The following is an 11688-nucleotide window of genomic DNA, read 5'->3' as shown; positions in this document are numbered from 1 at the left end:
CAAGCGTGTACTCGGTCAGCGTGCGTGCGCGCTCCAAGGCGTTCACGCTGCTGCTTCGCGGCTCCTTCCAATCCTTCGGCAGCGGGTCTGTGATCGTGCCACCCACCCGACTCGACGGGGCGGAGTCGGTGTCAGTGGGACGGGGGGTGTTCATCGGTCAGGGTTGCTGGCTGAGGGCCGGCGACGAGGCGGGACAGACACCTGAGGGGGCAGCCTTGGTCATCGGGGACGGGGTGTCCCTGGCCGGCAACGTGGTCCTGTCCGCCGTGTCCAGCCTGGTCGTCGAGCCCGACGTCCTGATGGCTCGGGGCGTGTACGTCGCCGACCACGGGCACGCCTTCGACCGCGCCGGCGTGCCGGTGCAGCACCAGGGGACGACGGACGCGCGACCCGTGCGGATCGAGCGTGGGGCATGGCTCGCCCAGAACGTCGTGGTCATGCCCGGGGTCATCATCGGAGCCGGTGCGGTGGTCGGTGCCAACAGTGTCGTGACCCGGGACGTGCCACCGCGCACGGTCGCCGTGGGCGCTCCGGCGCGGGTCATCCGATCCATCGACGAAGGAGGTCCGGATGGGCAAGGGTGACGCGCGCCCCAGGGTTGCGATCTGGGGTCATTACCATGGGCACAACCTCGGGGACGACATCGTGGTCGCGGCCATCGCGCAGAACCTCCGCCTCCGCGTCGACGACGTCGAGCTGGTGGGTATCTCCCTGGACCCGGCCGACACGCGGAGCCGCCACGGCATCCCGGCGATCCCGCTGCGCTGGACAGCCGAGAGGCCTGTGTCGAGGGACGCCATCGCATCCACGGCCGACTCCGTGAAGGCCCGGCACGCGAGACTCGTCGCGTTCGGGCCTACACGCCGTGGCGGACACGCCGCTCGGCGTGCGTTCGAGATCGCGAGGCTGGTCGCGCACGAGCCCGGCTTCCTCGTCAGGTCCTCGCGGAGGCTGGCAGGTGTGGACCTCGTCGTCGTTGCTGGTTCCGGCCCGATATCCGACGACTGGAAGGGTCCTTGGAGCCACCCTTACACGATCCTCAAGTGGTCCCTGCTGGCACGAGGGCGTGGCGTCCCGTTCGCGTTCCTCGCCGTGGGCGCGGGCCCGATCGACCACCGCCTCTCGCGGTTCTTCCTGGCCCAGTCACTCCGTCTGGCGGCGCTCATCAGCGTCCGCGACGAGCACTCGGCGGACCTGATCCGATCCATGGGGGTCGACGATCCCGTCCCCGTGATGCCGGATCTCGCACTCAGCATGGAGGTGCCCCCCGTGCCGACACGCGAGGGATCCGGCCCGCTGGTCGTCGGGTTGGGTCCCATCCCCTACCTCGACGCCCGCTACTGGCCCACGTGGGATGACGAGGGCTATCGCCTCCACGTCGACAAGATGGCGACCTTCGCCGAACACGAGCTGGCCCGCGGTCACCGGCTCGTGCTGCTCTACTCGCAGACGCTGGCCGACCCGCCGGTGTGCGATGACGTGATGGCAGTGCTCGCGGAGCGGGGTTGCCCGACCGACGGCGTCGTGGAGCGGCCCGAGATCCTCTCCATCGACGACCTGTTTGCCGCCCTCGGGCGCTGCGACTACGTCGTTGCTGGCCGCTTCCACTGCATCCTGCTGCCCTTCCTGACAGGACGTCCGGCCGTGGGTATCGCCTACCATCCCAAGACATTCGCGCTCATGGACTACCTGGGACAGAGCCGTTACTGCGTGGACGTGGACGCGTTCGACGCGCGAGGGCTGGCCGGGGCGACCGAGGCCCTCGAGAGTGAGCGAGAGGCGGCCGTCGCCCGTGCAGCCGAGCGCATTCCCCACCTCAGGGCGCAGTTGCACGAACACTTCGATGCACTGGTCGAGCTCCTCCTCGGCCCCGACCGGGAAAGTCCGCATTCCGCTGCGCCCCCGGGCGACCATCGGTTAACTTCGACGCGGAACGCATGCGCCCACGACAGGTGGTGACCGCACATGGCATTCGCCAGGTCGAGCTTGGCCCAGAGCACTCTGCACAGGATGGTGCCCGGAGGGGCGCACACGTACGCGCGCGGTTCTGACCAGTACCCCGAGGGGATGGCTCCCGTGCTCGTCAGGGGAGAGGGCGCCCGGGTTCTGGACCTCGACGGCAACTGGTTCGTCGAGTACGGCATGGGGCTCCGATCGGTCACCCTGGGGCATGGCTACCGACCGGTTGCCGACGCCGTGGCGCGCGCGGCACGGGAGGGGGTCAGCTTCTCGCGACCCTCGGTCTGGGAGCTGCATGCCGCGGAGCGGTTCCTCGAGCAGGTCCCCGGTGCGGACATGGTCAAGTTCGCCAAGAACGGCTCCGACGCGACCACCGCAGCGCTGCGCCTGGCCCGTGCAGCCACCGGCCGCGACCTGGTCGCCGTCTGCCAGGACCAGCCGTTCTTCTCCGTCGACGACTGGTTCATCGGGACCACGGCCATGGCCGCAGGCATCCCACGCGTGCAGAGGGATCTGACAGTCGGCTTCCGGTACAACGACCTCGCCTCGGTCGAGGAGCTCCTCGGGCGGCACTCGGGCCGCGTCGCCGCACTCTTCCTGGAGGCTGCGACGGCAACGGCGGAGCCCGCCCCCGGCTTCCTCGAGGGTCTACGGGCCCTGACGGACCGCCACGGGGTCGTCCTCGTGTTCGACGAGATGATCACCGGCATGCGCTGGTCTGCGGGTGGCGCGCAAGCCCTTTACGGTGTCACCCCGGACCTGTCCACCTGGGGCAAGGCCCTGGGCAACGGGTTCGCGGTTTCGGCGTTGGCGGGTCGGCGCGAGCTGATGGAGCTGGGCGGCCTCAACACGGACCGCCCACGGGTGTTCCTGCTGTCGACGACCCACGGAGCCGAGACCACGGGACTGGCCGCCTACCTGGCTGTCGCCGACGCGTACGCCGAGCGCCAGATCGTCGGTCTCATGGAGGCCCAGGGGGAGAAGCTTCGTGAGGGCTTCCTCGGCGTGGTGCGGGCGCACTCGCTCGAGAGCCAGATCGGAGCCGTGGGCCGCTCTTCGTGCATGGTCTTCACCACGCGCGACCACGACGGGAAGCCCTCGCAGGCGTACCGCGCCCTGTTCATGCAGGAGCTGTTGCGCCGAGGGGTGCTTGCTCAGTCCCTGGTGATCTCCGCGGCGCACACCGACGACGACATCGCGCAGACGCTCGAGGCGGTCGACGGCGCGCTCGTCGTCTACGCCAAGGCGCTGGCCGCTGGTTCGACCCAAGGCCTTCTCGAGGGGCGCCCGGTCGCCCACGCAGTCCGCGAATATGCGGCCCCACGCCGCCTCGCCCCGACAGACAGGGAGTTCTGATGAAGGTCGTGCTCTTTTGTGGCGGTCTCGGCATGCGAATGCGGTCCGGCCCGGAGTCACTCCCGAAGCCGATGATGCCCATCGGCTCGCGCCCCGTCCTGTGGCACGTCATGCGCTACTACGCTCATTTCGGGCACACGGAGTTCATTCTCTGCCTCGGTTACGGCGGCAAGGCGGTCAAGGACTACTTCCTCGACTACCAGGAGGCGCACTCCAACAACTTCGTGCTGACCAAGGGTGGCCGCGACATCGAGCTCATCTCCAGCGACATCAGCGACTGGCGAATCTCCTTCATCGACACGGGTATCGACACCCCCATCGGCGAGCGGCTGCGCCGCGTGCGGCCGTTCCTCGAGGACGATCCCGAGTTCTTGGCGAACTATGGCGACGTCCTTACCGACGCACCGCTGAACGACATCATCGGCGAGTTCCTCGCTACGGATGACGTAGCCACGATGCTGGCGGTCAAGCCCCAGGACTCCTTCCACGTCCTGCGCATGTCCGATGACGGCCGGGTGGTCGGTATCGAGCCGGTGGCCGACATGGCGATGCGTATCAACGGGGGTTACTTCGTGCTGCGCCAGGAGATCTTCGACTTCCTGAACGAGGACGAGGATCTCGTCATGGACGCGTGCGTTCGTGCTGCGGCCTCCGGGCGCCTGCGCGCTCGGCCCTACGACGGGTTCTGGGCCCCGATGGACACGCTCAAGGAGCGCGCGGCGCTCGAGGACCTGCACCGCTCCGGCCGCAGCCCGTGGGCGCTCTGGGCCCCACAGGCCAACCGGTCACAGAGGGGTCCGATGGCCACAGTGGAGCTTCCCGAGATCGCTGCGCCGGGCGTGGGCCGCTAGGGCCGGTTCCCTCACATGCGAGCACTTCATCTCGGAGACGGGGCCCTGCACGTGGTGAGCGTCGGAGCCCATCCCGACGACATCGAGATCGGGTGCGGCGGCACTCTGCTGCAGTTTTCGGGCAGGGAGTCGGTGACGTTCACGACAGTGGTGATGACAGGGTCCCCGGCGCGAGCCGAGGAGGCCCGGGGGGCCGCTGAACGGTTCACCCCCGGCGCTTCGGTGTTCCAGTTCGCGCTACGCGACGGGCACCTGCCCGCTCACTGGGGTGAGGTCAAGGAGGCGCTCGAAGGGGTGGCCTCGCGCGTGCCTGCCGCAGACGTGGTGCTGGCTCCGCGGGTCGACGACGCGCACCAGGATCACCGACTGCTCGGCCGGCTCGTGCGCACGGTGTGGCGCGACGCCCTGACCCTCCACTACGAGATCCCGAAGTGGGACGGGGACATGAGCGCGCCCACGTTCTTCGTTCCCCTGTCCTCCGACCAGGCGCGAAGCAAGGTCGAGGCGATCGACGCCGCCTTTGCCAGCCAGCGGTCCCGGGACTGGTGGGATGAGGAGATGTTCCTCGGCTTGATGCGCCTGCGCGGTATGGAGTGTCGTGCCAGGTATGCCGAGGCCTTCTGGGTCCCGAAGGCCGTCCTCGCCCTGTGACCACGTCGGGACGGGGCTGGGAGGCCCTCAACGGTTCGGGGGAGGTTCGCGACTTCACCCACGGCGCGACCGTCCCTGTGCCACGATGATTTTCGGCTGACTCGAGACAAGGGGAAACGGGCTGTGTCGAAACCGTACTGCCGCCTCTGTGGTGCCGAGCTGGAAAGCACCTTCGTCGATCTGGGCATGTCCCCCCCGTGCGAGAGCTACCTGCGCGCGGAGCAGTGCGACCAGGGCGAGACGTTCTACCCCCTGCACGTGCGGATCTGCTCCGAGTGTCTTCTGGTCCAGCTGCCGGCCTACATCGCGCCGGAGGACATCTTCAACGACTACGCCTACTTCTCCTCGTACTCGGACTCCTGGGTCAGACATGCCGAGAGGTTCGTGGACGGCGCCGTGGGGCGCCTGGCGCTTGGCGACGACGCCTTCGTGGTCGAGGTCGCGAGCAACGACGGATACCTTCTGCAGCACTGCGTGGCGCGTGGCATCCGGTGCCTCGGCGTGGAGCCGGCAGCGAACATCGCCGAGACAGCCAACGCCAAAGGCATTCCCACCGAGGTGCTGTTCCTCGGTGAGGACACGGGCACGAAGCTGGCTGATGTGCACGGCAAGGCCGATCTCGTCGTCGCCAACAACGTGTTCGCCCACGTCCCCGACATCGTGGACTTCAGCAAGGGGCTTCGGGCCCTGGTGGCCGACGCCGGCTACGTCAGTATCGAGATACCGCACCTGTTGCGGCTGATCGAGGGCCGCGAGTACGACACGATCTACCACGAGCACTATTCGTACCTGTCGCTGTTGACCACCCAACGAGTGCTCGCAGCGGCGGGGCTCAGCGTCGTCGACGTCGAGGAGCTGCCGACGCATGGGGGCTCGCTGCGTACGTGGTCGACCCCGACCTCCATCGCGCCGGAACCTTCCCCTGCGGTGGCTGCGGTGCTCTCCGACGAGTCAGCGGCAGGTCTGCACACGCTCGAGGGCCACCAGGGTTTCGCGTCGGCCGTGGCGCGAGTGCGCAACGACTTCGTGGAGTTCCTCATCCAGTGCGCGCGGGACGGCAAGAAGGTCGCGGCGTACGGTGCGCCCGGGAAGGGGAACACGCTGCTCAACCACTGCGGCATCCGGTCCGACCTGATCTCGTTCGCGGTGGATCGCAGCCCCCACAAGCACGGACTCTTCCTTCCGGGCACACACATCCCCATCCACCCGGTGGAGAGGCTGGCGCTGGAGCGTCCGGACGTGATCGTGATCATGCCGTGGAACCTCCGTGACGAGATCGCCACTCAGCTCGAGTACGTCCGCTCGTGGGGAGCAGAGCTCGTCGTGGCGCTCCCCGCCCTTGAGGTGTTCTGAGCCGCTCCGGGGTCCGGTGCGGCTGGTGCTCGCATGGGCGTTCCGTCTGGCTGGGTGACCACCCGCACCGTTGAGTCGTCCCCCGCCACTGTCTCGGCGCGTCGTGCGACGGTCCAGAGTGCGCCGGCGCAGCCGAGGAGGAGGAACAACAGGAACGAGCACTGGCGGAAGGTCAGCTCGTCGAACGTGCCGGCCGCGACCGCGAGGGCGAGGATGGACCCGCTCAGCGCCTGAGCCAGGTCTCGTGTCGGGCCCGGAGAGAGCCGTTTGCGGGCGCCGCGCGCCAGACCGGCGCCGATGACGAAGAGGGCGATGAAGGAGGCCAGGGCCGCGAGGCCTCCGTTGAGCAAGGTCATGAGGTACTCGTTGTCGAGGAAGAAGTAGACGATCGGGTCGAACGTGCCGAAACCCCTGCCGAACCACCAGTGCCCACTCATCAGGCCGCCGATGAGGTCGTAGTCGGCGGTCCTGGCGGCAATGCTCGAGTCGTTCTCACCGGCCAGGAAGAAGCCACTGAGGGTGCCGAGGATGCCCGGGACGGCCACTCGGAAGAAGGCCAGTCCCAGGATGCCGACGAGCGCCAGGTTGAGCCGCGTCCGCGAGGGAAGGACCAGCCAGTAGAGGAACAGTCCGACCGTCGCCGCGACGATGCCCGAGCGCGCGATCGTCAGTGGAAGCGCCACCAGGATGAGTACGAGACAGATCCGCGCCTTCCTTCTCTGACCCTCGGACTGAGCCTGCATGGCGAAGTGCAGGGCGATCGGAGCCATTGCCGCCAGCGCCACCGAGAACTCGATGGAATGAGTTGCGGCCGCGGCGACTCGGGTGAAACCCGCGCGGGTGTCGTCGGCCGCCTCGCCATTCAACGTGAGCCCGGGAATGGCCTGAAACAACTGGTAGCTGAAGGACGTCGAGAACTCCAGGATCCCGATCAAGCCCTGGATCGCCCCGAGGACGATGAGGCGTCGGAGGAGGGTGGTGACCTCGGCCGCCGTGCGGAGTCCGTCGACCGCGAACATCGCGATGCCGACCATGGCGAGGAGCTGGAAGAGGTTCCGCGCCGCGGCCTGGCTCTCGGCTGCGGTGAGGAACCTCGACATCGCAGCCGCGAACGAGGTCATCGCGGTCACCACGAACGCGAAGACCGCCCAACGAACCGGGTGCAACGGCGCGGCTCTCAGGCTGCCGTTCAGACGACCAGCCGCCCAGAGGACGAAGCATCCCAGGCCCAACAGGACCGACGGGTTGCCGACCGAACGGAGGGGGCCGGCCAGGACGAGGTTCTGCGGTACGAGGAAGAGCAGCCCCAGCAGGAGCGTGAGCACCGCAACGACGTCGCGTCGAGACAGGACGATCGTCGCCAGCACCAGGCAGACGCCGATCGACGCCGTCAGCAGCAGGGGCGTCTGCCTGGCGGAGGCCGACGCGGCATACTGCGCCACGACCGCGGCGACGACCAGGACCACTGCGTCCAGAGCCCATCGCGTGCGGGGCGGGCTCCCACCACCCACGTGGGCTCTGTGACTCATGACGACGCCTGAGCCGGCTCGACGGGGTCGTCGGGCTGCGGACCTCTCGACTCGCTCGGGATCAGCGTCACGTTCGCCGCACCGGGGTCGCGTGGTCCTGGGTTGGGTCGATCGGGGCGGCGACTGCCGCTGGGTCCTCCACCGGCTCGGGGTCCTCCCGCCGTGCCCGGGTCCGGCGGGCCGTGGCGGCCTTGGCCGCCTTCGCACCGTTCCGCAGGGCAGGGACCCGCTGGCGCGAGGCCGTGTCCGGCTGGTCCTTAGCCGGGCTGCCGGCAGTGGTCACCGGCGCCGGTTCCTGGGCCGGTTCAGTGCCCTTCGGCTGGTCCTGACTCGGGCTGGCCAGGTCGGCGAGCGCTTTGTCGAGCGCCGCGACGAGGTCGAGGTACTCGGAGTTGCGCAGCAGCGCGGCGGACGGCAGCCCCGAGCCGTCGGGGGTCACGAGCGGCGCCTGGTTCGGGGCCGGTTTGGTGCTCTCCGTCTCGCTCCGGGTCGGCTTGGAGAGGGTTGCGGGCACCTGCTGCCCCGGGGAGGGAGGGGTGCTGTTCGGCACGGCCACGGCGGGCGCCGGTGACCCGGAGGGTTCTGCCGGGTGCGTGCCCAGAAGGCCGGTAGGACTGGCGTGGCCGTTCACGGGGGTGGTGTGGGAGTCCGGGCTCGGCGTCGCTGCCATCGTCGGGATGGTCACGGGTGGCAGATCGGTGTCCGCAGACTCGGACGCGGGGGCATGTTCGCTCGTGTCACTGGTCGAGAATGCATCGAATTCCCAGTCGGTCTCAGGGCTGGACGACATGGCCTGCGCGCCAGACACCAGCGCATCTGACGTCGTGTACGTGTTCATGCGCTCGAACCGCGGGGCGAGCTGCGCCTCCTGCGGCGCCTGGAGCTGCTGGCCCCTTGTCGCCGCGGCGCCTCGGCGACTGAGGAGCCTGTCCACCACGAGGGCCAGCGCGGCCGCGGCCAGCAGGCCCACGCCCATGACGGCGACCAGCAGCTTGACCGGTGACTCGGGGGGAAGCCGCACCATCTCCGGCAGCGAGGTCTCGAAGGTCGAGTAGCGGGAGATCTTCGGCGCCCCGGCGCGGACCTGCAGCTTCTCCGCCTCTGTGGGAACCGCGGCCAACACCCCTGTGACGACGTCGAGGGCCTGTTGGGGGCTGTCCGCCCACGTCCGCACCGTGTAGGACCGTCGGCCGTCGTCCTGGAGGATGCTGAAGTGGCTCGCGTCGTCGGACTGGCCCGGCTCATAACCCCTGTTCGTGCCGCCGAGCCGCTCCTGGGACGCGACTGACGTCAGGCTTGCGACGACACTCTCGCCGAGAAGTCCGGTCCCGTCGGCAGCCAGGGGATTCTTGACGCGCGGATCGGGCTCTCGTGGAGCCACCTCGTCCGCGTGCTCCCAGACGAAGGCAAAGCTTGCGGCGGCCGTGTAGGTCGCCTTGGAGGTCCGTGCCAGCCCCAGGCCCGCGCCGGCCGCGAGCAGGAGCACAGGCAGCACGATGTACCATCTCTTCAGGCACACCCTGATGACATCGAGGCTGTCCAAAACGGAATCTCCCAACCGAGCCGGGCCGTCCATGCTGCATCTGCGGTCAGGTTAACCCGGCCCCTCCGGCCGAGATGCGGTATCAGAGGAAACCGCCCGTTCTCCGTCACTCGGTGCGACGATAGCCGCGACGAAGGGAGCGTCCGTTGCGCGTGCTGGTGACAGGAGACAGGGGGTACATCGGGGCTGTTCTCGTTCCGATGTTCCTCTCCGCAGGCCATGACGTCGTCGGCTTGGACGTGGGCTGGTACGCCGGTTGTGACTTCGGCCCAGAGGTCACCGGCTACGAGCAGCGCATGGGTGATGTGAGAGACCTGGACCCGTCGTCGCTCGAGGGATTCGATGCGGTGGTGCACCTGGCTGCGGTCTCCAACGATCCGATCGGACACCTGAACCCCGAGGCGACGCGCTCGGTCAACGCCGTGGGCGCGGTCACGACAGCGCAGGCGGCCAAGGCTGCCGGAGTCCCACGATTCCTGTTCTCCTCTTCCTGCTCCCTCTACGGTGCGGCAGGAGATGCTCCGGTCGACGAGACCTCGGAGTTCAATCCGGTGACCCCGTACGGCCAGAGCAAGGTGTTGGCCGAGGAGGGCCTGTCCGAGCTTGCCGACGACGGATTCAGTCCCACCTTCCTGCGGAACGCGACGGCGTACGGATCGTCGCCGCGCCTGCGGGCGGACATCGTCGTGAACAACCTGACCGGGACGGCCTTCACCCGTGGAGAGGTCCGGCTGCAGTCCGATGGCACCCCGTGGCGCCCGCTGGTACACGTGGCAGACATCTCCAGGGCCTTCCTCGCGGCCATGGAGGCACCTCGCGAAGCCGTGCACAACCAGGCGTTCAACGTCGGCCGGGACGAGGACGTCGTCCAGATTCGCGAGATAGCCCTGCAAGTGGCTGAGCAGATGCATGCGCCGGTCACCTTCGCCGAGGGTGCGGGTCCGGACGCACGCAACTACAGGGTGAGCTTCACCAAGATCGGCGCTCTCCTCCCGTCGTTTCGTCCCCAGTGGACCGTTCCGCAGGGCATCACCGAGCTGGCTGACGACATGCGTCGCTTCGGCCTGTCGGCGTCAGACTTCGAGGGTCCGCGTTACGTGAGGTTGGCACGGATCCGCGAGCTGATCGACGCCGGCAAGCTGGACAGCCAGCTTCGGCTGCTCAGTGCTGATCACCACGGCTGACGGCGAGGCCCAGCGGCATCCCACAGTTGCTGTTCCCGCGGATGGGGCAACGGGATGTAGAGCGTGGGCGACCATCCGGTGCGGCCCTGGCACATCTCGCGAAGCTGGTCGGTGATCTCGTCAGCGATGTCCCATGTGAGGACCACCACCACATCGGGACGGCGCTCGAGAAGGGTCGACACCGGGAGGATGGGCACTCCCGCGCCCGGGATCCGTCTCCCGGACTTGGCCGGTGACAGGTCGACGGCGTAGGGCAGCAGCGACTTGTCGACACCCGAGAGGGCAAGCAGGACAGGCGCTTTCGAGGGTGCCCCGTATGCAGCAACGGAGAGACCAGCGTTCGCGCACCTCTGCATGTACGCGCGGAAGGCAGTGGCCACAGAGTGACCTCGGTGCGCCATGGCGACCAGTGACGCGGCGGTGTCCAGCCCGTCGGCACGCTCGCGGCGGAGCACGGCCCCGACCGACGCGTCCACGTGCGGACGGTCCGCGGCCCGCCGCGCGGTGAGACGGAGACTGCCGCCGTATGCCGGAACCTCGGCAGCGCGCGTGACCACCAGGCCGTGGCGTCGCAGGGCGGGGATCGCTGCGGTCAGGGTGAGGTAGACGTAGTGGCCATGTCGCACGGTGTCGACGAGGGTGTCGGCGACCATGGGGCGTCCGTGGAAGAACTCGCACACGAGCACGCCGCCGGGGGCGACCTCCCGTGCCCGAGCGGCAAGCACAGCGTCAAGGTCCAGCTCGTGCATGAGGTGGTGAACGTCGGCCACGAGCGACGCAGACTGGCCTTCGGCGGCCGGACGCAGACCCGCGGACATGAAGTCCGGACGCCACGAGCCGCCGTGCCCGCTGTCGTGCTCGATGAAGGTGCCTCCTGCCTCCGGGCGCTCCTCCGCGAGGACTCGAGCCACCGATGCAGCGGCATGTGCTCTCGAGGTCGACGAGTTGACCGGGCCGGGTTCTTCCGGCTGCAGCTCTGCGTCCGGGCCGAGCTGGATCAGGGCGCACGAGTGGCAGAAGTAGACGCGAAGGGGCCACGCCTCGTCCGTCTCGAGTGACGTGGCGGAGGGGAAGATGTCTGAGGCCGGGACCTGGCCGAGGTCGATGACCAGAACCGTGCTGGACGATCGGCAGGACCTGCATCGAAACGCTGGTGGACGCTCATTCATCTCGTCAGTCACGCGGCCAGTGTGCCGCACCCAGATCGTTGCGGAGGTCGATCGCGCCAGGCCGCTCTGGGCACGGTTCCCAAACCGGGCCGG

9 protein-coding genes and 1 pseudogene are annotated in these 11688 nt (G+C 68.6%); 7 read left to right on the top strand and 3 right to left on the bottom strand.

The window, feature by feature from the left end:
• Positions 1–389 precede the first annotated feature (389 nt).
• The 6 genes and pseudogenes from ACSQ2D_RS15945 to ACSQ2D_RS15920 all read left to right on the top strand — a co-directional run.
• Positions 390–584 (top strand): annotated as a pseudogene (locus ACSQ2D_RS15945) (DapH/DapD/GlmU-related protein); the annotation flags it as partial.
• Positions 571–1959 (top strand): polysaccharide pyruvyl transferase family protein, encoded by a 1389-nt coding sequence (locus ACSQ2D_RS15940; protein WP_435986912.1) that lies wholly within the window; start codon positions 571–573, stop codon positions 1957–1959. The pseudogene ACSQ2D_RS15945 and the gene ACSQ2D_RS15940, both read left to right, overlap by 14 nt.
• A gap of 6 nt (positions 1960–1965) precedes the next feature.
• The gene (locus ACSQ2D_RS15935; protein ID WP_435986911.1) at positions 1966–3315 is read left to right on the top strand and encodes a glutamate-1-semialdehyde 2,1-aminomutase; all 1350 of its coding nucleotides are present in this window, start codon (positions 1966–1968) and stop codon (positions 3313–3315) included.
• A complete protein-coding gene (locus ACSQ2D_RS15930; protein WP_435986910.1) occupies positions 3315–4166 on the top strand; it encodes a sugar phosphate nucleotidyltransferase in 852 nt (283 codons plus the stop codon). Before ACSQ2D_RS15935 ends, ACSQ2D_RS15930 begins: the two co-directional genes overlap by 1 nt.
• 54 nt (positions 4167–4220) lie before the next feature.
• On the top strand, positions 4221–4817 hold the full coding sequence (locus ACSQ2D_RS15925; RefSeq protein WP_435986909.1) for a PIG-L deacetylase family protein: 597 nt from the start codon (positions 4221–4223) through the stop codon (positions 4815–4817).
• Between the two features lie 123 nt (positions 4818–4940).
• Complete coding sequence (locus tag ACSQ2D_RS15920) at positions 4941–6170, top strand: methyltransferase domain-containing protein (protein WP_435986908.1); 1230 nt, start codon at positions 4941–4943, stop codon at positions 6168–6170.
• On the opposite strand, the gene ACSQ2D_RS15915 is transcribed toward ACSQ2D_RS15920, so the two are convergent.
• Both ACSQ2D_RS15915 and ACSQ2D_RS15910 read right to left on the bottom strand, forming a co-directional pair.
• Positions 6101–7612, bottom strand: coding sequence for an O-antigen ligase family protein (locus ACSQ2D_RS15915; protein ID WP_435986907.1), 1512 nt, complete (start codon positions 7610–7612; stop codon positions 6101–6103). The genes ACSQ2D_RS15920 and ACSQ2D_RS15915 overlap by 70 nt on opposite strands.
• Positions 7613–7766: 154 nt before the next feature.
• Positions 7767–9242 (bottom strand): hypothetical protein, encoded by a 1476-nt coding sequence (locus tag ACSQ2D_RS15910; RefSeq protein WP_435986906.1) that lies wholly within the window; start codon positions 9240–9242, stop codon positions 7767–7769.
• A 152-nt stretch (positions 9243–9394) separates the two neighbouring features.
• On the opposite strand from ACSQ2D_RS15910, the gene ACSQ2D_RS15905 reads away from it, so the two are divergent.
• Complete coding sequence (locus ACSQ2D_RS15905) at positions 9395–10426, top strand: NAD-dependent epimerase/dehydratase family protein (protein WP_435987863.1); 1032 nt, start codon at positions 9395–9397, stop codon at positions 10424–10426.
• On the opposite strand, the gene ACSQ2D_RS15900 is transcribed toward ACSQ2D_RS15905, so the two are convergent.
• Positions 10414–11607: a methyltransferase C-terminal domain-containing protein gene (locus ACSQ2D_RS15900; RefSeq protein ID WP_435986905.1), complete on the bottom strand. Its 1194-nt coding sequence runs from the start codon at positions 11605–11607 to the stop codon at positions 10414–10416. The two genes, ACSQ2D_RS15905 and ACSQ2D_RS15900, sit on opposite strands and share 13 nt — an antisense overlap.
• Positions 11608–11688: the final 81 nt, after the last annotated feature.

It is taken from the genome of Terrabacter sp. LjRoot27 (assembly GCF_964254175.1).
In the GTDB taxonomy this organism is placed as follows: Bacteria; Actinomycetota; Actinomycetes; order Actinomycetales; family Dermatophilaceae; genus Terrabacter.
This window is presented reverse-complemented; position numbering and strand designations above follow the sequence as displayed.